Consider the following 25,058-nt stretch of genomic DNA (forward strand, 5'->3'; position numbering starts at 1 on the left):
GTCCGATCCATTGAGATCGTCGGTTAGTATGCCCAAATGGGAGCTGCCATCACAACGCTCTTGTGTCGCCGGTGAGTCTCGACCCTGCTTACGCCGGCGGAATGCGTCCCGCGGAATGTAATTTTCCTTCACTTCGACATTGAATAAGCCAATCTTGCGATCAAGATTGTTGGCGTGAACTGCGGAGGCGTAACATGAGTAACTCGAAAGACGAGGTAGAACGCATCGATTGGCTCGAAGCGGAGCTTGCTGACACAATCGACGAGGATTACGAGCTCGAGCTTTCAGAACCGACCTTATCCGAGAAAATCCGCGAGATTTACCGTAAAGCGCATCCTCCGGCGCTTCCCCGCATGGATTATTTCCGCGCGCTCCTGGCGTTGCAAGCGGAGCTAATCAAGCTGCAGGATTGGGTCGTCTACCACAAGCAAAAGGTCGTTGTGATCTTCGAGGGACGCGACGCGGCTGGAAAGGGCGGCGTCATCAAGCGCATTACCCAGCGACTCAATCCGCGCATCGTTAGAACGGTGGCGCTGCCGGCGCCGTCCGATCGCGAAAAGACCCAATGGTATTTCCAGCGTTACGTACCACATCTGCCGGCCGGCGGCGAAATCGTCCTCTTCGACCGCTCCTGGTACAACCGCTGCGGCGTCGAACGGGTCATGGGCTTTGCGACCGAGGAGGAGGTCGAGCAGTTCTTCGACGACGTGCCGGAATTCGAACGCATGCTGGTGCGCTCCGGCGTTCGGCTGGTTAAGTACTGGTTCTCGATCACCGACGAGGAACAGCAGCTGCGCTTTCTGACGCGCATCCACGACCCGTTGAAACAGTGGAAGCTCTCGCCGATGGACCTGCAATCGCGCGTCCGTTGGGAAGCGTACACCAAGGCCAAGGAAGAGACCTTCGCCCGTACCAACATTCGCGAAGCGCCATGGCATATCGTCGAGGCCAACGACAAGAAGCGGGCCCGGCTCAACTGCATCGACCATCTCTTAAAGCAAATCCCCTATGAGGATGTGCCGCACGAGGATATCACCTTGCCGGAGCGCATTTTCAATCCCAACTACGAGCGGAAGGTCCTGCCTCCGGAGCTTTATGTTCCTGCGAAATACTGACATCTCGAATACAAACGCGCGACGACATCCGGCGAGACGCCATCGGGCAGAATATTCCGGTGGATCGAGGAAGGTTACAAGGCGTCGGTGGAACGCGCCAAGCAGCAGGCGACCGAAGCCGCCGACACGGCCGCTGCCGCAGTTTTCCAGTGGCGCGCTGCTGGGCTTCCTCTCGCTCGTGATAGCCGCCGTCGCTGCCTGGATTTAGTCGGAGATCGCGGGTCAGAATGCTGGAGGTATCCCGGACTTGCCTGCCGCGACGCGGGGGCCTCTTACAAGTCTGGCGTAGGGAAGTTCACCTCAAATTGCTCTTCGGAAACAGCACGCGATCGGGCTCTGCGTTCATTCGCGCAAGCATTTCCTTGATCAAGCGTGTTTTGGTGCGCCCCGCTTCCTTCGGCGGCACGAGATAACGTACGATGGCCTCGAGCCAGGTGTTTTCGCTGACGCGAAAATGAACCACGGGATGCTCCTTCACTTCGAGCTCGTCCACCGGCGTATTCGATAGGATGTGCTTATATATCTTCACCTTCTGGCTCATGATGTCGCCGACCTGCTCTTCCACGACCTCTCTCATGGTCCGCGCCACAAACTCCAGATCGCTCTCATAGGCGAGCTGGAACTTGATTTCGTTCCAGACGTAGGGAAACAGCGGCCAGGAATAGTTGAAGACCGGCGTGTCAAACACGGTTGAGTTCGGAAACTTGATGATGCGTCCGCTCGGATGATCGGTCCAAAGGTACTCGCCGCCGAATTCCCACAGCGTCGTATCGAGATAGCTGACGTCAATGACATCGCCATGGGCATCGCCGATGCGAATTCGATCGCCAACGCGATAGGGCGCCCTGGCCAGGATATAGATCCACGCGATGAAACTGGAGATCGGCATTTGCAGCGCAAAGCCAAGAATCAGGGAAATCAGGCCGAGCGAAACGAACGCTGCGTACCAATTTACAAATAAGACCGAAATCGCCACGAAGACGATGGCAACCACGACGACCAACCGAAAAATACGTTTCAGGTTGAAACGAGAGACACGATTGGGAATTCGGCCAATGAGAAAGACTTCAATAACATTCGCAACGGTAAGCATAATAAAAATGAGAAGGCCGCCCTTGACGTAGTTCATCACGCGGAGGCGCAAGGGCGCGTCAAGCCAATCTAAGCGCCAATTGATCAGGACTTGGATACCAAAAAGCAGCAAGGCAGCGGCAGCCAGGCCAACCGTCCACCAGACGTCTTTCTTGCGAAGGCTGAAGCGCAATTTTTCTTCGGGCCCTTTCGCCTTCTGTTGCATAGTTTTTGGATCAGCAGTCTGTTGCGCGGCCTGTTCGAGCCGAGAAAGGTTCTCCTGTTCCTTGTCGCCTCGTTCCATGGGTTCACCACGATGTGGCCATCACGCCCAACCAGTGCCTTTTCGTTCCTCGACGGCGCCATTCCGGTGATGTCTCGCCATATGGCAAGGTTTGAATGGAATAGTCAGGGCAGTCCCGTCGTCGTTTCGCAGGCCCATTCTTGAGCCACGCCGTCCACACGGTCTAAGACAGCGAGTGATCCATTATATCATCGTTCAGATCAATGTGGGCACCGTCCATGATCAGCATTGCTGGCCGATGGCGACAGTCCGCAATGAGACGCAAGCGGCCATCCTAGGCGGCAAGGTTGAAGCCATTCGCGGTCCGATCCAGAACGTTGGAAATGACTCGCGTTCTCTCGGGACTGAGCGTTAACTGAGTTGTTGTGACGGAGGAGGGCAAACCATGGCCATGTATCTCACGCGCTTCAGCTACACGCCCGAGACGTGGGCGCGAATGATCGAAAACCCCGAAGATCGCCGTGAGGCGGCACGTGCGTATATAGAATCCGTAGGCGGAAAGCTCCATGGGTTCTGGTACGCCTTTGGTGAGCATGATGGTTGGAATCTGTGGGAGGCGCCTGACAACGTATCGATGGCGGCTGTCGCACTTGCCATCGGCGCAGGAGGCGCGCTCAGCTCTATCGAAACCACTGTCCTCCTCAGCGTTGAGGATACGATGGGAGCACTTGGAAAGGCAAAGTCGATTGGTTATCGTCCCCCAGGATCCTAGACTGGTGCACTCTTCTCACCCATATTGAAGGTCGGGGGATCCGCGGTTCTGCTCCCTTCAAGGATAGGAATAACAGTCACTGGCCGCGAAGGTCGTTTGTTAATGTGCCACGTCTCGTGCTTATTGAGACGGAAGGCCGGCGCGCGCAAGGTCGGCCGATGCCTGATCCAGAATAGCGTTGTCTCGGAAGTTCCAAGCCTGCCGCCAGGACTGGATCGTCGCAGTCGGAGCCGACTTCAGCATCTTCGCCACGGCAGCTTGGGCCTCGGCGTCGCGCCCAAGACGCATATAGGCGATGGCTAATTGCAACGGAGCGTCGGCAAATTCCGTGGTCTTGAGTACCTCGACGGCTTCTTCGTTTTTGCCAAGGACGATGTAGATGAAACCTCGCACGTAGTTAAAAAACCAGGACAGTCCCGGGTCCCGAGCAGCTGCCGTGTCTGTCAGCTCCAGCGCCTTTTCGGGCTGACCGGCCTGTAGGAAGATACTTCCTGCATCGGTGAGGGTGAAGGCATTGTAGGGTGCGGCCGCGATGGCCTTGTTCATTGCCGCAATAGCGCCATCATGGTCCCGCTTGAGCGTCAGGAGCCAAGCATTGAGCCAATTTGCCAGTCTCGTTACCTGCGGGTTTAAGTTCTTGTCAGCGAGGACCTGAGTGACCAACCGCTCCGCCTCCTGAAGATCTTTCTGCGGGTCAGAACTGTAAAGCAGCCCAACCTGTAGCCAATGAGACCACCCCAGCTCCACGGTCAGTAGGGAGGAGCCGGGAAACACCTTCAGACCCTGCCGTGAAATTTCGCCGGATCGCTCGAGACCTTCCTTTGTGTAGAGGTTCAATTGGCTTTCCGCGCGCAGGTAGTAGTCGTATTCAGCGAGATTGGTGCTGTCCTTACCCCAGGCCTGACTGTAGTCGGCCTTGCGAATGGCTCCGAATTCACCCGTCATCGCCCCCACGATCTTGCCGGTCAACTCATCCTGGAGCGCCCACGGGTCGGTTCCGGCCTTGTCGAAGCGGTCTGCCCAGACATGGTCGCCCGTGTTGGCATTGACCAACTGCGCAACAATGCGGACCCTGTCGCCTTCTTTGCGCACACTACCCTCGACAACATAGCCAACGCCCAGCTCCTCGCCGATTTCGCGGATATCGCCTTCCTTCCCCTGGTAAGCAAAGGACGATGTTCGCGATACGACCGCAATGTCGGAAAAGCGCGATAGGATAGCGATGACGTCGTTCGCCACTCCTTCTCCCAAGTAGCCTAGGCTCTTGTCGGCACTCAAATCCTTGAATGGAAGCACGGCGACAGACGGGATTGTACTGGACACCCCAGGAGACGACGTTGTCAACGGGCCATAGAGCGCCATCCACACGGCCGCTAGGGCCGCCATGATAGTCGCCGCGACGCCAAGTGGCCGCCATAGTCGCCCGCTCCTGGGCTTGCGCAAAAACCGTCGGCGTGGCTGCGCGTCGATGCGCACGTGGTAGACGTCGATAGGCTCTTCGATGTTCTTGACCTTCTGCCGCCCCGCGAAGTCGAAGCCAAACGCGAGCTTTTTCTCGACCTCCTTCGCCACCTTACCGGAAACGCAGATGCCGGCTGGAAGCGCGAGTTGCTCAAGCCTAGCTGCGACGTTCACGCCTTCACCGTACCGGTCCTCGCCGTCAACGATTACTTCTCCGGTATTGATGCCGATCCGAACGTCAAACCGTTCCTCCTTGGGGACTGCAGCATTGCGCTCTGTCATTCCGCGCTGGAGAGACACGGCACATTCGACGGCATCGATGACACTCCCAAACTCCGCCAGAAGGCCATCGCCCATGAGCTTGAAGACGCGCCCATGGTGCCTCGCAATCTCCGGTTCAAACAGTTCGGTGCGTCGCGTTCGAAGGCGTTCAAACGTCGCTGCTTCGTCTTTCTCCATCAAAGCGGAGTAGCCGACCACATCGGCGGCCACGATTGCAGATAACCTGCGTTCCATGTGCTAGTCCCCACATGAATTCCCGCCGAGCATTGTACATGACTCGGCCGAATATTTCACGGGAAGCTAATAAAGGTGCTTTTGACCAGAGCCACTTTGGCGAGCCATATGCGCCCTCAGGTAGCCAACCTCGAGATGTTGGCTGCAGACGAATGAAACTCTTCTCCGAACCGGATGAGAGCGCAGGCGCTCCCGCTGGGCATTGGCTTCGCATGTTTCGCCACCTCTGCTTTTGGGCTACTGCCGCTCGGGGCCGCTGCTGCCGACGATCCCGAAATTGCGCGGGGGGAATATCTCGTCACAATGGGCGGCTGCATCGATTGCCACACACTGGGATATTTTTTTGGAAAACCGGACAGCTCACGCTTTCTCGGCGGGTCGGATGTAGGCTTCGAAATCCCCGGAGAGGGTGTTTTCGTCGGTCGCAACATCACGCCCCACAAGGAGACCGGCATCGGCAGTTGGAACAGGGAGCAGATCGTGACTGCCATTCAGACGGGGCAGCGCCCCGACGGCCGCATGCTGGCGCCGATCATGCCGTGGCACGCATTTGCGCAACTCACAAAAGAAGACGCAGGCGCAGTTGCAGCATTCCTTCAAAGCCTGAAGCCGGTAAGCCATCAGGTGCCGGGCCCGTTCAAGCCAGGAGAAAAGGTATCGACCTTTATGTTCAGGATCTTGCCGCCGGGCGAAACTGCGGCCGCAGCGCCAAAATAGCCGTTGCACTCGTGAGACTTGGGCTCACGGTAACCGGTGTGCGGGATCCGGTTCAGCTGCGGAAAAGCAGTTCTGAAACCACATCCGAAGTGCTGCGATGTCAGTGCGCTGTTCCAGCCCCAAGGCGCAGGCAAAATGATAGGCGTCGCCGGCGAGTGATTGCGTGAATGGGGCTTCTAGCAAACCAGCAGCAAGTGCATCGGCTACGAGCACTCGACTGGCGATGACCACGCCTTGGCCGGCAATGGCCGCCTGGACGGCTAGCATGATATCGGGAAATCGGGGGCCGGCACTGGTATCAAGGTCGGTGATGCCGGCCTGTTCACACCAGCGATTCCAATCGGGTTTCGGCGCCGGGCGGCTTCGCCCGTCGATGTGGATCAATGTGACGCGCCGCAGATCGCCAAGTTGCGATAGACCGAGGCTCGGGGCGCAAACCGGCGTCATCGCGTCGCTGCAAAGTTGCATACTGGCTGTGCCAGCGAATGGACCACGCCCGTAACGGATCGCGGTCTCGATGCCCCCGGAGCGCAATTCCTCGACCTTATTCGATGCGTGCAACCGTAAGTCGATATTCGGGATGGTTTGGCGCAGCGCATCCATCCGCGGCACCAGCCAGTGACTCAGAAACGCTATCGTTGACGTCAGGGTGACCGTTGTCGGCGCCGTCTCAGCCAGCAGTCGTGTGACGACCCGCTCGATTTCGCCAAAACCGGCGGCCGTCGCCTCGTAAAGCGCCTTACCCCGCGGCGTCAGCGTCACGGCTCTGGGCGTCCGGTCCAGAACGCGCAGGCTCATAAAGGCTTCGAGCTGTTTGATCTGATGGCTGATTGCCGTGGGGGTGACCAAAAGCTCTTCGGCTGCGGCCTTGAAGCTCGCGAGGCGCGCGGCGGCTTCAAAAGCGCGAAGCGCGGACAAGGGAGGCAAACGCGGGCGGTGCATGCTGAATCCAATTCATCTTAGAGCTGAGGATTCGGATTTTTATCGTTTAATAAGAATGGGCTACAGTGATGAAGGCTACGATACACCAAATCTAACTCATTAAAGTCGAGGTGCAAAATGGTAGAACTGATCGCAGGTCTCATCGATGTATTTGCGGATGTGCCGCTGACGGGGAATCCGCTGGCCGTGGTACAGGACGCGGACGGCCTGACGGATGACCAGATGCGACGGATCGCAGGCGAGTTCAATCAAGCCGAAACCACATTCCTCATGCGGAGCACACGGGCGGACTGGAAACTGCGATCATTCACTGCGAGCGGTGCAGAGGTGTTCGGAGCGGGTCACAATGCACTTGGGGCGTGGCTCTGGCTCGCAGAGAATGGCGACCTCGGTTCGCTGACCGCGGCCCGAACCTTTCAGCAGGAGATCGGTAGAGATGTTCTGCCGATTGAGCTCGAGTCGGTCGGCGGTCGCATCCACGGCCGCATGCGCCAGATGCCTTTGCGCTTGTCGGATCCGCTGGATGACGTCGCGCCTCTGGCTGACGCCCTCGGCCTCGATCCCAGAGACATTTTGCCCGAACCGCCTGCACGTCCGGCCGATACCGGAGCCACGCACCTTATGGTGCGCGTCCTGAATGTGGATTCCGTGGACAGAGCGCTGCCGGTCGCCGACAAATTGCTCGCCGTTCTTGAGAAGACGCCTGCGGAGGGCTGCTACATCTATGCCCTCGATGCTGATGCGCCGGATACCGCTTACGCTCGGTTTTTCAATCCCTCCGTCGGCCTCTGGGAGGATGCTGCAACCGGGACCGCAGCCGGCCCTCTGGCGGCCTATCTTGCCGCCACGGGAAACCTCACGAACAACGAACTGGTAATCGAGCAAGGCACCAAAATGGGCCGCCGCAGCATTCTGCGTATCCGACTTGCTCCCCTGCCGGAACTCTCCGGCGCCGGGATCGTCGTGGTCAAAGGAGTGATCCGGCTTTAGAGATCTTCCAGGAAAAGTGTGTAGCGGTTTCCGTGACACGCACAGCCTCATGGACAGAGCGCCTCAGTATTTCAATGAAACACTGAGGCGCTCTGGTCTTGCCGGAATTCTGCCGTCGAATCTGTCACATTGAACGACAGGAACTCGGCGTGCTCTCAAAAGCGCTTTTACGCACGCTCATTGAGATCGTCCATCGATCAAAGCACGGATACGTTTTCCGCCTTCGATTTTCCGGTCTTGCGATCTTGACCGACGTCGTAGCTGACTTTGTCACCCTCTTTCAGCGAACCGCCGTGTTGCAAGGCAGACACGTGAACGAAGACGTCCGTTCCGCCATCCTCAGGCGTGATGAAGCCAAAACCCTTGTCGTCGTTGAAAAATTTAACAGTACCTTTAGGCATGATAGTCCCTCCTTGCTCGCGCACTTTTGGCTCGCGTGCCGAACCTACAGCGCGAATGCTTTCCGATCAATGTCAGCAGCCTTTATGATCATTCCCACGTGTGATTACTTCGGTGACGAGGGATGACGGTCTCGTTTAGGCTGAGCTTGAATCCATGAAAGCGTTCCTTGGGATCAAGCCGGTCATCCTGGAAATTGATACTTGTCAACTGATGCGATTCAGGGAAATCTCCGCCGGCTTCCGGGAGGACGACCATGGCAGAGAACATTCACACGCCTGAGCAGGCAAGCCGCCGCGAGTGGGTTGGCCTGTGCGTCCTGTCCATCGCATGCCTGATCTACTCGATGGACTTGTCGGTGCTGTTCCTCGCGGTGCCCGCGATCGTTGCGGACCTCGATCCGTCCGCATCGCAACTGCTCTGGATAAATGACATCTATGGCTTCATGGTCGCGGGCTTTCTCGTGACCATGGGAACGCTGGGAGACCGGATCGGTCGCCGGCGGGTGTTGCTGATGGGCGCTTTTGCTTTCGGCGTCGCATCCGCCTTCGCGGCTTTCTCAAATACCCCGGGGCAACTTATTCTGGCACGGGCCCTGCTTGGCATCGCCGGTGCGACGATCGCTCCCTCCACTCTGTCGCTCATCGTCAATCTCTTCAAAAATGAGGCGGAGCGGAACAGGGCGATCAGCATCTGGGGCACGGCCTTTGCGCTGGGCGGCCTCGTTGGCCCCCTCATCGGCGGAATTCTGCTACAGTATTTCCACTGGGGATCGGTGTTCCTGATCAACATACCAGTCATGCTCCTGCTTCTGGCGGTCGCCCCGTTTCTGCTGCCGGAATACAAGAACAATGATGCCGGCCGACTGGACTTATTGAGTGTCGTGCTTTCGCTCGCGACCGTTCTGCCGATCATCTACGGTTTCAAGCACATGGCTGCCGACGGCTTCCAGCTTGCCCAAGTCGTCTACATCGGTCTGGGGCTTCTGGTCGGCCTCCTGTTTGTGAGGCGCCAGCGGCGCCTCAGCGATCCGTTGGTCGACCTCGCGCTCTTCCGGGTACCAGCGTTCACGGCCTCGCTGATGGTAAACCTCGCCGGTGTCTTCTTCGTCTTCGGCGTCTTTCTGTTTCAGAACCTCTTCCTGCAGCTTGTGCTTGGTCTGTCACCATTGGAAGCTGCACTTTGGTCTGCGCCATCGGCCCTAGTCTTCGCTGTCATGTCTTTCCAGGCCTACCGCTTCACCAACCGCTTCGGACCCGTCAGAACTGTGCTCGGCGGGCTTTTGATCAATGCAGCGGGAGCTGCCGCCATGGCTGTCGCCGCCTACGCCGAGAGCTTGATCGGGATCCTTGGCTCCAGCATGATTATCGGCTTCGGCTTCGTTCCTGTCGTCCTTACCACGACCGGCCTGATCGTCGGGACTGCACCGCCCGAACGGGCAGGCTCGGCTTCGGCCATATCGGAGACGAGCGCTGAATTTGGAGGCGCATTGGGCATCGCGGTGCTCGGCAGTTTGGCGACCCTGATCTATCGTATGGCGATGAACCGCGCCGACCTGAGCAGCCTCAATTCCGTGCAAGCCGAGGCCGTTTCTGCCACTCTTGCCGGCGCAGTCGAGACAGCTCGGTCGATGCCAGGTTCAACTTCCGCTGTCTGGCTGGAGACAGCGAAAAGCGGCTTCTCACTTGGCTTTGCCGTCTGTTGCGTCGTTGCAACGGTGACGCTCCTTCTTCTCGCGATCGTCGCCCGGCGGGTATATGCCACCGCACACATCGACGAGAGCACATTGGCCCCTCATTAGACCACGATGATTTAGGATGGCAGGGAGAGAGGAGCGGGTAGCGCCCTCATCGGAGTCGGCGGATAGCATGGATTGAGCCGGTCTCGCCCAAACCTTTTGGCCTCGCCAACGTTCTACCTCCTTAATCGAAGGAGGTACCAATGAAATCCGAAACCGGGCAGAAGCAGCGCGATATCCAGAAACAGGTTGAAGGGGCCGACAAGAAGGAAAAGCCGAAGACCTCAGGAGCCATGCAGGCGGGCGCTCGACGTTATCCAGAGCCGCCATTCCCAAAGGTGCATCAGGACAAGCCAGGCTCAGAGGCTGAACTCCCCGTCGCGCCAATGTATGATGCACCGTTTTACAAGGGCTCAGACAAGCTGAAGGACAAGGTGGCGCTGATCACGGGGGGTGACTCCGGCATCGGTCGGTCGGTGGCAGTCCTCTTTGCCCGTGAAGGGGCGGACGTCGCCATCGTGCATCTCGATGAATCTCAGGACGCAGATGACACAAAGGCTGCTGTTGAGAAGGAGGGACGCAAGTGCCTTGTGATCAAAGGCGACGTCAAGGATGCGAGCTTCTGCCGAAAGGCAGTGGAAAAAACGGTGATGCAGCTTGGTCGCCTCGACATCCTCATCAACAACGCCGCCTTCCAGGTTCACACTCGTGACATCGAGGACCTGACCGACGAGCACTTCGACGAAACGCTGAAGACGAACCTCTACGGCTACTTCTACATGGCAAAGGCCGCTATTCCGCATTTGAAGAACGGCTCGGCAATCATCAACACTGGATCCGTCACGGGCCTTACCGGCTCGAAGGAACTTCTGGACTACTCCATGACCAAGGGGGGAATTCATGCCTTCACCCGTGCACTTTCGGGACATCTCGTGCCCAAAGGTATTCGCGTGAACGCCGTCGCCCCCGGCCCGGTCTGGACGCCTCTCAATCCATCGGACAAAGAGGCTGAAGATGTGGAGAAGTTCGGTTCCCAAACGCCAATGAAGCGGGCAGCGCAGCCAGAGGAAATTGCTCCGGCCTACGTCTTCCTCGCCTCTCCGCAAATGTCGAGCTACATCACGGGCGAGATTCTTCCGATCGTCGGCGGTTATTGATCTCGTCTTATAATTTCAGTGCTCCGGTTCAAATCGCCTCAGGGTGAGGGGAGAACTATCTGTCTCACGGTCGGCTAAGTGCGGAATTCCCGAAGGACCGTAGCGGCGGGAATGCCGCTTCGGTACTTTGGTAGGCGCTGCGGGTCAGCCTGGGGCGTCCAGGCAGGCCTCTTGCCATGCATGACCGAGTAGTCGGGAGGGCGATTGTCCTCCCCAATTTCTCGGGCGGCTTTCGGCGGATGTTTTCTCCAAGTCACGGGACCAGCAGTGATATCCGGGCGGTCGTTTGCCGGTCCCGATAGCCCCGTTGGACGATTGAGCGGAAGCCCGGCGGTTTCTGTCGCGATGTTCTATACGCCACCGTATATTGACGTATCTGCAACGGTGTAGTATACGCCGCCGTATAGTACGGATGGATCATCACGATGAGAACGGACTTAGTCAATCGCCCTCAAGATGGGAGCGCCGGCCGCAGCGCACTTCTGGTGGCATCCGCAGTCAATGCCGTTGCCGCCATTTACCACATCATTGGCGGGACGCCCGAGGTGATGTACCCCGTCTACTCGGCCAATCTGCCACCCTCCTCGGCCGGTGTGCTCGACATCTTGTGGTACCAGATGGCGGCGCTGATAGTGGGCGGTGCCGTGGCCACGCTGGTGGCGGCATTCCGTAGCGACTGGCGCTGGCCGGTAGCCTGGATAATAGGAGGTCATTTCCTGGTGGTTTCGGGTATCTGCCTGTTCTTCACCTTTGTCTGGTTCGGAAACCCGTGGGGCCTTATTCAATGGGCGATCTTCGGCCCGGTAGGGCTCATCATATTTTGGGCGGCCGCCCGTCCGGCGGAAAGAGCCGGCGCTCCAACCCTTTGAAACGACGCACCTCCGGACGGAAAGCCGTTATACACTTTTCTGGAAGTGCCTAGCTTCGGCAGACGGGGCGGAGCGTGAGGCGGTCGAATGGCAGATAAACAAGGTGGTCCAACAAAGGCCGATTGGGTCGCGGCCGGATTGTCTGCTCTGACAACCGGAGGCATTGAGGCGGTCAGGGTGGAACGTTTGGCCGTGATTCTTGGCGTGAGCAAAGGCCCGTTTTACTGGCGCTTCAAGAATAGAGGTGAGCTTCTCGAGGCAATCATAGAGTTTTGGAAGCGTGACTTCACCGCCGATCTAATCGAACAGACTAGTCACTTCGACACACCGCGTGAACGCTTGGAGGCGTTGGCAGAACTCGCCGTCGTATCGACGTCTGGTGCTTTGGACGTTGCGAAAACAGAGTGCGCGCTTCGGGCGTGGGCGGCACAGGACCCATTGCCAAGGGCGGCAGTGCGGGAGGTGGATGCGATGCGCACCAAACACCTCACGGAGGAGTTCAAACTTCTGGGCGCGCCGCACCCGTTGGCGGAACAACTTGCGAAAGCCATCTACCTGGCGCTCTTGGGGCTTTATACGGTTCGCCAATACACGCCGGAGCTCGCCGACGAGCAATCATATCTGACCGCCGTGAGGATCGCGCTCGACGCTGCACAGATACAGTCTCACTCGACCGAAGCCAGCGCGGCGAAAAGCAGGCTTGAGCCAGACATCTAAACACGTGGAGCAATTTTGCTTCGCTATCTGATCGCTAAGCCGCCTTCTGGTCGTCGACCCGAGATAGCTTACGTAGCTGCGGCGGGCGCGACATCGTGATCCGACATCAAAGGTCTACGCGCCCCGCCATTGTTTCTTCCAACGGGTAGCCCGTCTCCAGAAGAGATTTGACGCTAGCAATGAGATGAGGCCATCCCTTCGACATAGCAGCGATGGCAACGGGAGTTTTCCACTTCGGATTATTGGAGGACCGTCAGCTTTACCGACGTGTCGATCATCTTCGATGACGTAGCTAACCTCGGAATGCCCCTCCTGGCGGAGGCCCTCATGAAGCTCGTCGCGCCAGAAAATCACAAGCCTATTCGGTCGATCCGCCTCAATGACCTCTCCGGAAGCCGCTGGCCGCCCATCCGGAGCAACCAGCCGCCATGGAGAGCCCCGCGACCAATCGCTTTCTTGCCAAGTGCCCGCCCAATACTGCCTGGTAACCTCCTGGATCGCGAGGGCTTGCCAAGGAACGTCGGGGCTGCAGCGGATGTAGGTGGAATATGTGAAACGTTCCTCATCGCCCGGTTCCTTTCGGTGGTATTCAGCGGGAGCCGGAGTTCGTCACGCCTCAGAAGCTAGCGCGATTTCCATTTCACGCTCAGCCACGGCATGAAGGGCCCAAAAGTCAGGAATGCTTATTCCAGCGATCCGTTTCTCAAGGACCGCAAGATGTGCGTGCCAGCCACCACCGAAGTTGAGCGCATCCTCAGAGCCACGAAGACCCGTGTGGGTCAGGACTAAGCGTGTTGTTCCGCTGTCTATCTCGGTCAGCGCAAACGTGACTTCCCCCGCCTTGCCGTCTTCCCATGTGAAGGCCAGGAGATGAGGTGGTTCATAGCGAGTAATGCGTTCGTGCCAGCGATGGCCAACATACGGTTTGTACCGGTCCGGCGTGGGAACGACCTCGTCCGAGAGACGGTCGTGATCCATGGTCAGCCCGAAGGCGCCGCCAACCTGCAGGTCCGTTGGACCCGACATGAACCAGCGCGCGCGGAGCTCGGGATCAACCAGGTACTGCCAAACGGTAGCGGCAGGTGCCGCGAGGATTCGTTCAAAGTGAAGCATGTCGGGCGAGATCTTGTCTGCAGTCATTGATTCAGCTCCTCCTTTAGGGCCTGTTCAAGCGCGTCCAGGCGAACGTTCCAGAACCGCTGCCACTGGGCGAGCCAGTCATTCGCCTCTTTCAAATTCCCGGCGTTCAGCCGGCAGATATTCTGCCGGCCAACCTTGCGTCGTTCGATGAGGCCGGCTCGCGCCAAGATCGCGACATGTTTTGCAGCGCCAGCGAGCGTCATCTGATAGGGCCGGGCGAGTTCGCTGATAGGCTTCTCACCAGATGTCAGAGCGGCAAGCATTCCCCTCCGGGTGGGATCCGCAAGGGCAGCGAATGTCAGAGTCAGCTTTTCGTCAACCATATGGTTTAGTATTGCCGAAACGGAAAAATGTCAACCGATTGGTTGAGCATTACCGGTTCGCATTTTCACGGGGAAACAGCTCCTTCGACATGAAGGACCGTTCGAAGGTCCGCTGCGGGCGGCACCGATGGCCGGCCGAAATCCTGGTGATCGAGATTGCAGAAGACGTGCTCGACGACGAACTTCGCTATCTCCGCCGGAAATCTATCGCTGAAAGGAGGTCGACCCTCCGGTCAGACGATTGACGGCCTTTGGCCGTTTCGAGGAAAACCGTCACAAACTTTTCCTCGAATTGCTCTAAGGCACCTGGGATCCCGTCACGGCGACATAAACTGAATAAAGCGAGCGGGTTGCCGCAATGAACAGGCGGTTGCGCCTTGGACCGCCGAATGTGAGATTTGCGACGGTCTGCGGAACGAGAATCTTGCCGATCAGCTTGCCGGCAGTGTCGAAACAGTGCACGCCATCTCCGGCGCTCGACCAGAGGTTTCCGTTCGCGTCCGTCCGGATGCCGTCCGGAATTCCTTTGTCGATGACGCAGAAGACGCGGCCGTTCGCAAGCCGGCCGCCGTCCGTCAAGTCGAAGGCGCGTATGTGCCGAGGGAGGCGGTCGTCATGGCTCGCCGATGAATCCGCCACGTAGAGGATCTTTTCGTCGGGCGAGAAGGCGAGGCCGTTCGGCTGGGTGAAGTCCGTCACGACTGCCGAAAGCTCGCCGGTCTCCGGATCGAGCCGGTACACGTTGCGTGTCGGCTGCTCCGGGTCGGCGTGATAGCCTTCGTAGTCGGACATGATGCCGTAGGTGGGATCGGTGAACCAGATTGTGCCATCCGACTTCACCACCACGTCGTTCGGCGAATTGAGCCGCCTGCCTTCGAAACGATCGGCGAGCACGGTGATCGAACCGTCCACCTCGGTGCGCGTGACGCGGCGCGTGCCGTGCTCGCAGGAGATGAGCCGCCCCCGCCTGTCGCGCGTATGTCCATTGGTAAAATTCGACGGTTGCCGATAGACGGAAACGCCGCCCTCCGGCGTCCATCGCAGAATGCGCTGATTGGGAATGTCGCTCCACAGGAGCTGGTTCGCGTCGTTGAACCAGACGGGACCTTCCGCCCAGCGGCAGCCGGAATAGAGCTCGTCGAGCCCAGCGCTGGTCACGATCATCTGCCGGAAGCGCGGGTCGTGGATTTCGTAGATGGAGGCCTCGGCCATGGCAGTCTTTCCGTTTATCGCATGCCCCGGCGACCGCCGGCGAGCATGATGACGCTGATGATGATGAGGCCGGTCATGATGAGGCGAATGCCTGCGCCGAGCCCATAGGTGTTGAGCATGGAGACCACGAGGAACATGAAGAGCGATGCGCCCCAGATGCCGGGCACGTTGGAATCGCCGCCGGCGACCGCTGTGCCGCCGATCACGACGACGGCGATCGACATGAGAAGATATTCCGCGCCCATGTTGAGCGCCGCGCCGCCGGAGAAGCAGGCGAGCAGATAGCCGCTGATCGAAGCGAGCACGGCACAGAACAGGTAGGTGACGAAGCGCGTGCCGTCGACCGGGATGCCTGCCATGCGCGCGGCCGGCATGCTCTGGCCGATGGCCGAGATCCAGCGGCCGTAGATCGTCTTCTCGAGCAGGATCCAGGCGAGGATGGAGATCAGGACAGCGACGATCGCCACGTTCGGGACGCCAAGCGTATTGGTGGTGGTAAATTCCGCAAGCACGCTCGGGGGCTTGATACGAAGACCGCGGTTCGTCCAGATCGCGCCGGACTGGACGACGAAGCTCATGGAGAGCGTTGCGATAATTGGCGGGATGCGCAGCGCCTTGATAAGCGTATAGTTGCAAAGGCCGACGCCAAGACCAATGAAGACGGCAAGGAGAAGGCCGGGCAGGACCATGCCGTTTTCGACATTCATCAGCTTCAGTGCCACCGTGCCGGCGAGCGTCATGGTGGCGGGAACCGAGAGGTCGATGTTTCCGGGGCCGAGGGTGATGACGAACATTTGCCCGATGCCGACGATCACCGAGAAGGCCGCAAAGGTGAGCGCTGCCTGCGACAGTCCGAGCGTGCCGGCGCCGCCCGTCACCATGATCGTCAGGAACCAGACGATAAAGGCGGCAAGCCACGACCAGACCCAGGGTTTGCCGAACTGGCGAATAAGCGCGTTCATCGGCGTTTCTCCCGCCTCTCGAGGCGGTTCAGCATCAGGCGGAGCGCGAGCACGATGATCAGAATCGCACCCTGCGCCCCAATCTGCCAATCCGGTGAGATGCGCAGGAAAGAGAGGAACGAGCCGGCAAGCGTCAGAGTTAGCGCCCCGATGACGGCACCAATGGGAGAGACGCGGCCGCCTGTGAATTCACCGCCCCCGAGGATGACGCCGGCGATCGACAGCAGCGTGTAGCGCAGCGCAATATTGGCATCGGCCGAAGTGGTCAAGCCGACGAGGGCGATGCCGGCTAGAACCGCAAAGAGGCCGGCGAGGGCATAGGCGGTCGCGCGCGTAGCGACGATCGACCAGCCGGCGCGCTCCACCGAGCGCTGGTTGCCGCCGACGCCACGGATCAGAACGCCGAGCGAGGACCGCTTGACGATGAAATGCGCAATGACGGCGATTATGATGCTGGCGACGATCGCCATCGGGGCCAGGGGCGGCTTGACGGTCATCAGCCACCGCACCCAGTCGGGCGCCTGCCCGCCCGGTGCCGGCAGCAACAGCACCGCAAGGCCGCCCCAGACGAAGCTCATGCCGAGGGTGACGACGATGGACGGCAGGTTGCGCAAATGGATGACGACGCCGATCGCCGCATAGGCTGCGACCGCGCCGGCGAGGATCAGGATGCCGATTGCCGGCGCGTCCCGCAGGAAAGTCGCGGTCACGCAGGCGACGAAGCTGACGAAGGCGCCCATCGAGAGATCGAGATCGTTCACCGCCATCACGAGCATCTGCGCGATCGTCGCGAGCGCGATCGGCACGGCCAGGTTGAACAGCAGGTTAAGGCCGATATAGCTCATGGCGCGCGGTTGCAGCCAGAACACCGCGGCCAGCAGCAGCGACAGCGATAGAGCGGGAATGACAAGGCGAATGGCGTCGGAGGACAGGCGGAACGTCATGCGGTCCCCTCGAAGGACGCGGAGATAATGTTCGCTTCGTCGACGGCATCGCCGCCGAGTTCGGCCGTGATGCGGCCCTCGCGGAACACATAGACCCGGTCGCAGAGGCAAACCTCGTCCATTTCCGTCGAGTACCAGATGAAGGTGCGGCCGGCCGCCGCCTCCTCGCGGATGATCGCATAGACTTCCTGCTTGGTCCCGACGTCCACGCCGCGCATCGGATCGTCCATCAGAACGATTGGTGCGCGCGTGGCGAGTGCACGGGCGAAGAGCACCTTCTGCTGGTTGCCGCCGGACAGCGACAGGATGCGGTTATTCAAATCGGGCGTGCGTATTTCGATCCGTTCTTTCCAGGCCGTTCCCCTCGTCTTTTCGCCGGCCTCGAGGACGAGACCGCGGCGGGACATGTCACCGAGCGAGGCGATGGAGAAGTTACGCAGGATGCTCCACAGTTCGAAAACCCCATTGAGGCGGCGGTCGCCGGCGACGAAGGTGACGAGCGGATTACCCTGCGGCAGCCAGTTGCCGGACCGGGCGGCATGCAGCGCGAGGAGGAGTTCGGTCTGTCCGTGGCCAGCCAGGCCAGCGAGGCCGATGATCTCGCCGGTGCGCGCCGTGAATGGAATACCCGCTGCCTGATGGGACAGAATGACTGGTGCCGCGGATTGGTCGCGCACCGGTCGCTGCCGCGTTTCCGCCTTCGCTACGCTCCCCATTGCCTCCACGAGCCCGTGATGGTCGAAGCGGTGCGCCGGACGTTCGGCGACGACGCGGCCGTCCTTCATGACGACGATACGGTCGGCGGTCTCGAGGATCTCGTGCAGGATATGCGAGATGAAGATGACGGATCCGCCCGCGACGATGAAGCGGCGGACATGATCGAGCATCTGACGGGCGAGGCTTGCATCGAGCGACGATGTCGGTTCGTCCAGGATCACCAGCCGCGCGGGAGTGCCGGCATCGGAAAAGGCCAAAGCGATTTCGACCATCTGCCGTTCGGCGATCGAAAGATCTCCCACGGTCCGGCCGCTGTCGATGCCATGGCCGGGGAAGACCGCGTCGAGGCTCTTCTCGATGATCTTCGCAGCCCGCAAACGCCAGCCGACTCCGCCGAGAGTGCGATGTACAAGACGGGTGTTCTCAACGATGGAGAGGTTGGGGCAGAGGGACAGCTCCTGAAAGACGCAACGCACGCCTCGGTCGCGGGCGGCATTGATGCCGTAGCGCTCCTGCCGCTCGCCGTCACTCGTGACGATTCCGTGGTGCGGCATGAGGCCGCCATTGATCACGCTGACGATCGTGGACTTGCCGGCCCCATTATGTCCGACGAGCCCAACGCATTCGCCGGGCATGACACGAAGCGTGACGCCGTCGAGCGCCTTGACTGCGCCGAAGCTCACTTTGGCGCCGTCGACCGCAATGATCGCCTTCGCTACGTCGTCCATACTGCTCGCCATCATCTGCTCAACAAGACTGCCGCGCGGTCATCTACGGCCACGCGGCAGCCACCGGGAGATTTCACTTTGCCGACTCGATGACCTTGATCGCGTCTTCCTGCGTGTACTCCACATTGGCGACGCCACCGGCCTGCGTATTTGCGAGGTTCGCTTCGAGATTGTCCTGATCTATGCGCAGAAAGGGAACGACGAGGTCCTTCTTTACCTCCTTGCCGTCGAGGATCTGCTGGGCGACCCAGAAGGCGAGAGTGGAGACACCAGGCGCTATCGAGACCGACATGGTTTCATAGCCGCTCGCGTCCTTCTGCTCCTTCCACCATTTCAGTTCATCCTCGCGATTGCCCATCACGATGATCGGCATCTTCCGGTCGGTCGCGGCGATGGCCTGCGCGGCACCATAACCGTCTCCGCCCTGCGTCACCACGCCGACAATGTCAGGCAAGCTCGGCAGGATGCCGGCAACGGCCTTCTGCGCCACGTCTTGCGCCCAGTCTCCGTGCACGGAGCCGGCGATCTTGAACTGGGGGAACTGCTTGACGCCCTCATGGATGCCGGCCGAGATCTCGTCGTCGACGAATACGCCGGCAAGGCCGCGGATCTCGAGCAGATTGCCGCCGTCCGGAAGCTTGTTCGAAAGATACTCGACCTGACTGCGGCCCATTTCCTTGAAATCGACGGCAATGCGCCAGGCGCAGGGTTCGGTCACGATGCCGTCGAAGGAGACGACGGTAATGCCGGCATCGCAGGCCTCCTTGACCGCGCCGTTCAGCGCTGTCGGGGAGGCGGCGTTCAGCACGATCGCGTCATAGCCCTGCAGGATCATATTCTGGATCTGCGCGGCCTGTTCCGTTGCCTGGTTCTCGGCGGTGGTGAAGGCGTCGGCCGAGGCGACGATGCCGGCCTTCACGGCTTCGCCCGTCACCTTTTCCCAACTCGTCAGCATGGCCTGGCGCCACGAATTGCCGGCATAGTTGTTCGAAAGGGCGATCTTCTTGGCCGAGGTGTCGGCAAATGCGGAGGCGGGCATCGCGGCGCAAGTGATCGCGGCCGATGCCAGAAGCATCTTACGGATGGTCATGTCTCTCTCCCTCATGATCGCCTGGCAGGCGATCGCTTCACCCGTCCCGGCCAATCGGTTCGAGTGAGATTGTTCTTGCACTGAGCTTCCTCCTCTCAGTAAGGGCAGGATGCGGGAGATCGGCGGACCTGTACAGGCGCAAGGCGGCAAGATGTTTGCGGGTTTTGCGGTACAAGCTGCGGGTTTACGCAAGACGGCGGCGCTCCCGCGGGCGCTTACTGGCAAAGCGATTGCGGCGGGTTGAGGAGCCTGCCGTTTCTGGAGGAACCCACCATGCTGCATTCCGCACCCGCAGCCATGTTTGATCATTATCTCGGCATCTCCCGGCTGCTCGCGGGCCAGCTCGACTTTCGCTCGGCCATTCGCTCCGTCGCAGCGGAGGTCGCGCACATCATCCCGCACGACCATCTCGATGTCTGTGTGCTCCTCGAGGACGGCAACTATCACACCGCCTATGAGACGGGCATTGAGACCGCCTGGGGCGACCTCGCCGGCGCACCTGTCGTCAACAGTCCGATCCGCTCCCTTCTATGGGGTGAAGTGGACTTCCTGCTGGCCGACGACGCAATGACCGACCCGCGTTTCCATTTCGACGGCGCGTTCAAGCGGCCGATCGTCGAACAGTCGCTGAGGAGCCGTCTGCATGTACCGATGAAGGTGCAGGGCGCGATCATCGCGGCGCTTTCATGTTCCTCGCAGGAAGCGGGTGCCTATACGATGGAGGACGTCGAGCGGGCCCGCATCATCGCAGACCTGCTTACGCCCTATTTCTTCGCGCTGCGGGCGGCCGAGCAAGCGCAACGGTCGGCGATCGTGGAGGCAGAGGCCAGGGCCCGCGAGGAGGGCCTGCGGCTGGGTGCGTTGAAACTCACCGAAGCATTGGAGCAGGAGCGCCAGCGCATCGGCATGGACCTGCACGACCAGACCCTCGCCGACCTGACGCGTCTCGCCCGCAGGATCGATCGGCTGTCGCGCAACGGCGAGGTGGCGCCGGAGGCACTGGAGCCCGTCTCCCGCTCCCTGCAGCATTGCATGCAGGACCTGCGGCAGATCATCGAGCAGGCAAAGCCTTCCGTTCTCCAGCTCTTCGGACTTACCCAGGCGATCGAGCACCACCTGGACCGCTCGACCCGGGACACGGGCTCCATCATCGAATGGGGCCTTGCCGACGAGACGAATGGCGCGCTGGAACGGCTGGAGCCGACCGTGATCGTCGCGCTGTTCCGCATCGCTCAGGAGGCGATCAACAATGCCGTGCGCCACGCTGCTCCGCTTGCCGTCAAGGTGCGGCTCGACGCCGACGACGACCGGTTGTCGATCGAGATTTCGGATGATGGAACCGGACTTGCCAAAACGCGGGGACGAATCGGCGAGGGCATCGACAACATGAAGACCCGGGCGCGACTGATTTCCGCGCGTTTCACGATCGGTCCGGGCCACAATAATCGCGGCACCGTGGTCCGCGTGGTGCTGCCGCTCGCGCCGCACGACTCGGGCTCAATTGAGGAGAGGGCGGAATGAAGGTTCTGATCGTCGAGGACGACCCGTTGCATCGCTCCTACCTGCATGAGGCCGTCAATGCCGCCCTGCCGGAATGCGACACTGTGATCGAGGCGGAAAATGGAACGGTCGGCGAGAAGCTCGCCCGTGAGCATAAATCAGCGCATATCGTCATGGATCTGCAGATGGCGAGCCGCAATGGCATCGAGGCGGCGCGCACGATCTGGAAGGAACGGCCGGAGACCCGCATCCTGTTCTGGTCGAATTACTCGGACGAGGCGTATGTGCGCGGCGTCTCGCGCATCGTTCCGGATGGAGCTGCCTATGGCTACGTCCTGAAATCCGCGTCCGACGAGCGGCTGAAGCTTGCACTGCGCTCGATCTTCATCGAGAGCCAATGCGTCATCGATCGGGAGGTGCGGGGTCTTCAGCAGAAGAGCCTCGGCCAGACGAACGGGTTTAACGATTCCGAATACGAGATCCTCGTCGACATCGCACTTGGTCTTACCGACAGGGCTATTGCCAGGCGCCGCGGCCTGTCGCTGCGCAGCGTACAGAATCGCCTGCAGCAGCTTTACGACAAGCTCGACGTCTACCAGGCCGCTAGCGATGACAATGACGACGGCCGCTTCAATCTGCGTGCCCGCGCCATCACGATCGCCTTCCTGCGCAAACTCCTGAACTACAGCGCGCTGGAGCGGGCGGAAGCGGAACTGCAGGAGTGGTTGGACGGAAAATAGTCTCCAGGCGTTGCGAAAGCTTCAGTCTGGCCTTGGTGAACCGCTCTGGAGAACCGTATTCCCTTGCTCTATTTCCTGCTGTGTTATGCCTTTTCACAAAAAAGGTATAACGGCAGGATGCCTCCATGCTGAAGTCGATCGATCTCATGTATCAGGCGATGCTCGCGGAACTGGGGCAGCGGTCGCTCGACGCGGCATGGTCTGCGGACTTTCCCTCGGATGGTCGCTTCACTCCCCTTACGGTGAAGCAGCGACGATATTGGTATTTCGATCGGCCTGACGGTAAAGGTGGTAGGACACGCGACTATGTAGGTCCTGCGAGCGATCCCGAAATCGCAAAACGTGTCGAGGAGTTCAAAGCGCAAAAGGACGACCTTCGGGCACGGCGTCGAATGGTGTCCACCCTCACCCGCGAAGGCGGAATGGTTGCGCCGGATAGAATGTCGGGGGATGTCATTGAGGCGCTTGCATCCGGGGGCCTGTTCCGGCTCCGGGGTATCCTGATCGGCACAATCGCATTTCAGACTTACGCCGGAGTCCTGTCAGTGCGCCTCCCGGGTCATTCGATCAAGGACGGGCGACGCGGACGTCGCGCAGGATTTCGCTGTCAGCCGCGAAGTCGGCGACAGCATGCCGCCGATCCTACAATTGCTGCAGTCGGTCGACCCGACCTTTCGGCCCGTCCCACATCGATCCGGACAAGCCGCCTTCTCGAGCTTTCAAAACAAGAATAGCTATAAGGTCGAATTCCTGACGAACCGGTCCTCCGATGACTACATGGACCAGCCGGCAAGAATGCCGGCGCTGGGCGGCGCCAGTGCGGATCCACTTCGATTTCTCGAATTCTTGATCCGCGATCCGGTCAGAACGGTCGTGCTGCACAAGAGCGGAATCCCAGTAACGGTCCCTGATCCGTCTCGGTATGCCGTTCACAAGCTGATCGTGGCCTCGCGCCGCCACAACGACGGCCAAAGTGCGGTCAAGAGGGACAAGGACATCCGGCAGGCTGGGATACTGTTCGAAGCTATTCTGCAGACCCGCCGAAGCTCCGACCTTGCGCTAGTATACAATGAAGCATGGCAACGCGGCGACGCATGGAGGGCAGGCATCCGAGCAGGAGCCGCATGCTGCCGGACGAAGGCAGGAAGCACCTTAAGGCCTGTCTGAGGACAGGAGCCGTCGAGATCGATGAAGACGTCTCCCTACCGTTTTAATTGCATGGAGTGGGGAAAGGGGGAGTAGTGATTTGGCCAGCCATCATCAGGGACCATCGCAGCGCGGCTTTCTTGATGATTGTTATGCTGCTGCCTCAATGGCTTCCGAGGCCTGAGAACTTTTGGCGTTCGCGAATGTAAGCGATGGCGGCCGCTTCGAGGCTTTTGCACTCCTCCTCGGATTTGAGCAGGGCGGCGTCGTCCTTTGATGCCGCACATCGCAGAACGTCGCGCCGCAGGCACGCATGCTCGTAGACCTCGCATAGCTTCAAGAAAGTGAGGTCATGGATCATCCAGGCACTGTCGCGAACATCAGGTGCCGCCAACAGCAGCCGAGCCATTCCAGCCTTCTGCACGTCCACTGTTACGCCCTGTATCCATCGACGAGGTGAATGCGCAATGGCTGTTGCTGAAAAATGGTTCCATGAGTGCACCGAGGCGGCGGCTTTTCGATCACGGCCGGCAAAACAACGAGGGCCGTACCCACTCGTGCGGGAAGCACGGTCATTGCGAGCTTGCTTCAGGTCTATCGCCGGGTTCGATCAATGTTGAAATCTGCTCGATCGGCATTGCAGCCAGGGTTTTGATGTCCTCGGCCAGCGCGGCGAGCTGTGCCGCTATTTCCAAGAGGTCAGAAGCAGAATTTTTCTCGCAGTTGTGATTCGTATCGCGGTCGTCCATGTCCCAATCCCCAAGCAACGGGTGGTTGCATAGCCTCGCGAGTTAAGGTCTGCCGTGGAAATCACAGGACCTCAGTCTTGCAAGGCACCAAACCGAGTGCGGAATCTAGCATGCCCTCTGTTTACGACGATGGGACATTGGTCCGACACCAAAGCGCCAAAGGTCCTACGCCCATACCGGCTGTTCCCAGGATGGGTCGGGGATCGCATTTTTTTGGTTGGACTTGGGGGCTTACTTACCGCAGCGCTTCCATCGGCACCTTGTCCATGTCGGTGAAGCTCATGTTGTCGCCAGCCATCGCCCAGATGAAGGCGTAGCGCCCGGTACCCGCGCCGGAGTGGATCGACCAACCCGGCGAGAGCACGGCTTCATGGTTCTTCAGGACGACATGGCGGGTTTCGCCCGGCTCGCCCATGAAGTGAAAGATTCGCGTCGCCTCCTGCATGCCGAAATAGAGGTAGACTTCCATTCGCCGGTCATGCACATGCGCCGGCATGGTGTTCCAGACCGAACCCGGCTCGAACATCGTGAGGCCGACGAGCAATTGGCAGCTCTGGCAGACATCCGGATGAACATATTGGTTGATGGTGCGAGCGTTGGACTCTTCTGCCGAACCCAGCATCACCTTTTTTGCCATGTCGCGGGTGATGTGCACGGTCGGACAGGAGCGGTGCGCGGGCGCGCTCAGGACGTAGAACAAGGCCGGCGCGTTCGCATCGTCGCTGGCAAAGCCGAGCGCACCACCGCCCATCCCGACATAGAGCGCTTCCTGAAAGCCGAGCACATGATCCTTGTCCCCGACGCTGACCGTGCCGGAGCCGCCGATATTGATGATCGCCGCTTCGCGGCGGTCCAGAAAGCGCTGCGTGCCTGTCTCGGCAACCCGGTCGATCACGAGCCTGTCCGCCGCCGGCACCACGCCGCCGACGATCATGCGGTCAAGGTGGCTATAGGTGAGGTTGGCTCGGCCCGGCTGGAAAAGCGCTTCGATGACGAAGCCGTCGCGCAGGCCCTGCGTGTTGCGCCTTGCGGCATCCTCTGGCCCGACCACTTGGCGAACTGATACGGAAATAGTCACGGCATCTGCCTCTTGCTTTCG

General features: G+C 59.8%; 25 protein-coding genes and 1 pseudogene. 11 read left to right on the forward strand and 15 right to left on the reverse strand.

The genetic code is table 11. From position 1 onward, the window contains the following. Positions 1–194: 194 nt before the first annotated feature. The gene (ppk2, locus tag M1D43_RS25675) at positions 195–1,115 is read left to right on the forward strand and encodes a polyphosphate kinase 2 (protein WP_010967093.1); all 921 of its coding nucleotides are present in this window, start codon (positions 195–197) and stop codon (positions 1,113–1,115) included. Between the two features lie 295 nt (positions 1,116–1,410). Here ppk2 and M1D43_RS25680 read toward each other — a convergent pair whose 3' ends face one another. Beyond that, positions 1,411–2,490 (reverse strand): mechanosensitive ion channel family protein, encoded by a 1,080-nt coding sequence (locus tag M1D43_RS25680; RefSeq protein WP_013845119.1) that lies wholly within the window; start codon positions 2,488–2,490, stop codon positions 1,411–1,413. Positions 2,491–2,875: 385 nt separating this feature from the next. Between M1D43_RS25680 and M1D43_RS25685 the strand changes: the two genes are divergently transcribed. Further along, on the forward strand, positions 2,876–3,202 hold the full coding sequence (locus M1D43_RS25685; protein WP_013845118.1) for a GYD domain-containing protein: 327 nt from the start codon (positions 2,876–2,878) through the stop codon (positions 3,200–3,202). Between the two features lie 120 nt (positions 3,203–3,322). Here M1D43_RS25685 and M1D43_RS25690 read toward each other — a convergent pair whose 3' ends face one another. Beyond that, the gene (locus tag M1D43_RS25690) at positions 3,323–5,179 is read right to left on the reverse strand and encodes an adenylate/guanylate cyclase domain-containing protein (RefSeq protein WP_017277450.1); all 1,857 of its coding nucleotides are present in this window, start codon (positions 5,177–5,179) and stop codon (positions 3,323–3,325) included. A gap of 174 nt (positions 5,180–5,353) precedes the next feature. On the opposite strand from M1D43_RS25690, the gene M1D43_RS25695 reads away from it, so the two are divergent. Further along, positions 5,354–5,896 carry a c-type cytochrome gene (locus M1D43_RS25695; RefSeq protein WP_127638022.1) on the forward strand — a complete coding sequence of 181 codons (543 nt, stop codon included), beginning with the start codon at positions 5,354–5,356 and terminating at the stop codon, positions 5,894–5,896. Between the two features lie 24 nt (positions 5,897–5,920). On the opposite strand, the gene M1D43_RS25700 is transcribed toward M1D43_RS25695, so the two are convergent. After that, complete coding sequence (locus tag M1D43_RS25700; RefSeq protein ID WP_153444266.1) at positions 5,921–6,838, reverse strand: LysR substrate-binding domain-containing protein; 918 nt, start codon at positions 6,836–6,838, stop codon at positions 5,921–5,923. Between the two features lie 117 nt (positions 6,839–6,955). Here M1D43_RS25700 and M1D43_RS25705 point away from each other — a divergent pair, with 117 nt between their 5' ends. Further along, complete coding sequence (locus tag M1D43_RS25705; protein ID WP_017264462.1) at positions 6,956–7,828, forward strand: PhzF family phenazine biosynthesis protein; 873 nt, start codon at positions 6,956–6,958, stop codon at positions 7,826–7,828. A gap of 197 nt (positions 7,829–8,025) precedes the next feature. On the opposite strand, the gene M1D43_RS25710 is transcribed toward M1D43_RS25705, so the two are convergent. Beyond that, entirely contained in the window at positions 8,026–8,229 is a 204-nt protein-coding gene (locus M1D43_RS25710; protein WP_010967097.1) for a cold-shock protein, read from the reverse strand. 254 nt (positions 8,230–8,483) lie between these two features. Between M1D43_RS25710 and M1D43_RS25715 the strand changes: the two genes are divergently transcribed. From M1D43_RS25715 to M1D43_RS25730, 4 genes are all read left to right on the forward strand, one after another. After that, complete coding sequence (locus M1D43_RS25715; RefSeq protein ID WP_015242643.1) at positions 8,484–10,028, forward strand: MFS transporter; 1,545 nt, start codon at positions 8,484–8,486, stop codon at positions 10,026–10,028. Between the two features lie 140 nt (positions 10,029–10,168). Beyond that, positions 10,169–11,122, forward strand: a complete 954-nt coding sequence (locus tag M1D43_RS25720) for an SDR family oxidoreductase (RefSeq protein WP_015242642.1) — start codon at positions 10,169–10,171, stop codon at positions 11,120–11,122. 425 nt (positions 11,123–11,547) lie between these two features. Further along, positions 11,548–11,991 (forward strand): hypothetical protein, encoded by a 444-nt coding sequence (locus M1D43_RS25725; RefSeq protein ID WP_014532073.1) that lies wholly within the window; start codon positions 11,548–11,550, stop codon positions 11,989–11,991. A gap of 87 nt (positions 11,992–12,078) precedes the next feature. Next, entirely contained in the window at positions 12,079–12,708 is a 630-nt protein-coding gene (locus tag M1D43_RS25730) for a TetR/AcrR family transcriptional regulator (RefSeq protein WP_153444265.1), read from the forward strand. Between the two features lie 114 nt (positions 12,709–12,822). Here the strand turns inward: M1D43_RS25730 and M1D43_RS25735 are convergent, their stop codons facing one another. The 8 genes from M1D43_RS25735 to M1D43_RS25770 form a co-directional block, all read right to left on the reverse strand. Further along, positions 12,823–13,245, reverse strand: a complete 423-nt coding sequence (locus tag M1D43_RS25735) for an SRPBCC domain-containing protein (protein ID WP_080590515.1) — start codon at positions 13,243–13,245, stop codon at positions 12,823–12,825. A gap of 72 nt (positions 13,246–13,317) precedes the next feature. Then, positions 13,318–13,848: an SRPBCC family protein gene (locus tag M1D43_RS25740; protein ID WP_498814670.1), complete on the reverse strand. Its 531-nt coding sequence runs from the start codon at positions 13,846–13,848 to the stop codon at positions 13,318–13,320. Next, positions 13,845–14,171, reverse strand: coding sequence for an ArsR/SmtB family transcription factor (locus tag M1D43_RS25745; protein WP_003525245.1), 327 nt, complete (start codon positions 14,169–14,171; stop codon positions 13,845–13,847). Before M1D43_RS25745 ends, M1D43_RS25740 begins: the two co-directional genes overlap by 4 nt. Before the next feature lie 297 nt (positions 14,172–14,468). Further along, entirely contained in the window at positions 14,469–15,383 is a 915-nt protein-coding gene (locus M1D43_RS25750) for an SMP-30/gluconolactonase/LRE family protein (RefSeq protein WP_013845109.1), read from the reverse strand. 14 nt (positions 15,384–15,397) lie between these two features. Next, positions 15,398–16,345 carry an ABC transporter permease gene (locus M1D43_RS25755; protein ID WP_013845108.1) on the reverse strand — a complete coding sequence of 316 codons (948 nt, stop codon included), beginning with the start codon at positions 16,343–16,345 and terminating at the stop codon, positions 15,398–15,400. Continuing rightward, positions 16,342–17,289, reverse strand: coding sequence for an ABC transporter permease (locus tag M1D43_RS25760; protein ID WP_015242638.1), 948 nt, complete (start codon positions 17,287–17,289; stop codon positions 16,342–16,344). The genes M1D43_RS25755 and M1D43_RS25760 overlap by 4 nt, the downstream gene beginning before the upstream one ends. Next, on the reverse strand, positions 17,286–18,734 hold the full coding sequence (locus tag M1D43_RS25765) for a sugar ABC transporter ATP-binding protein (RefSeq protein WP_020479830.1): 1,449 nt from the start codon (positions 18,732–18,734) through the stop codon (positions 17,286–17,288). Before M1D43_RS25765 ends, M1D43_RS25760 begins: the two co-directional genes overlap by 4 nt. Positions 18,735–18,807: 73 nt before the next feature. Then, positions 18,808–19,824: an ABC transporter substrate-binding protein gene (locus tag M1D43_RS25770; RefSeq protein ID WP_026030004.1), complete on the reverse strand. Its 1,017-nt coding sequence runs from the start codon at positions 19,822–19,824 to the stop codon at positions 18,808–18,810. A gap of 273 nt (positions 19,825–20,097) precedes the next feature. On the opposite strand from M1D43_RS25770, the gene M1D43_RS25775 reads away from it, so the two are divergent. From M1D43_RS25775 to M1D43_RS25785, 3 genes and pseudogenes are all read left to right on the forward strand, one after another. Then, positions 20,098–21,345 (forward strand): GAF domain-containing sensor histidine kinase, encoded by a 1,248-nt coding sequence (locus tag M1D43_RS25775; protein ID WP_010967109.1) that lies wholly within the window; start codon positions 20,098–20,100, stop codon positions 21,343–21,345. Continuing rightward, positions 21,342–22,064: a response regulator transcription factor gene (locus M1D43_RS25780; protein WP_010967110.1), complete on the forward strand. Its 723-nt coding sequence runs from the start codon at positions 21,342–21,344 to the stop codon at positions 22,062–22,064. The genes M1D43_RS25775 and M1D43_RS25780 overlap by 4 nt, the downstream gene beginning before the upstream one ends. A 128-nt stretch (positions 22,065–22,192) precedes the next feature. Further along, positions 22,193–23,278: pseudogene (locus M1D43_RS25785) on the forward strand (nucleotidyltransferase family protein). A gap of 95 nt (positions 23,279–23,373) precedes the next feature. Here M1D43_RS25785 and M1D43_RS25790 read toward each other — a convergent pair. From M1D43_RS25790 to kduI, 3 genes are all read right to left on the reverse strand, one after another. Continuing rightward, positions 23,374–23,640, reverse strand: a complete 267-nt coding sequence (locus M1D43_RS25790; protein WP_015242636.1) for a hypothetical protein — start codon at positions 23,638–23,640, stop codon at positions 23,374–23,376. 142 nt (positions 23,641–23,782) lie between these two features. Next, entirely contained in the window at positions 23,783–23,959 is a 177-nt protein-coding gene (locus M1D43_RS25795; protein WP_015242635.1) for a hypothetical protein, read from the reverse strand. 235 nt (positions 23,960–24,194) lie between these two features. Next, positions 24,195–25,037, reverse strand: coding sequence for a 5-dehydro-4-deoxy-D-glucuronate isomerase (kduI, locus tag M1D43_RS25800; protein WP_015242634.1), 843 nt, complete (start codon positions 25,035–25,037; stop codon positions 24,195–24,197). Between the last annotated feature and the right edge of the window lie 21 nt (positions 25,038–25,058).

Source organism: Ensifer sp. R1-3 (assembly GCF_056739175.1).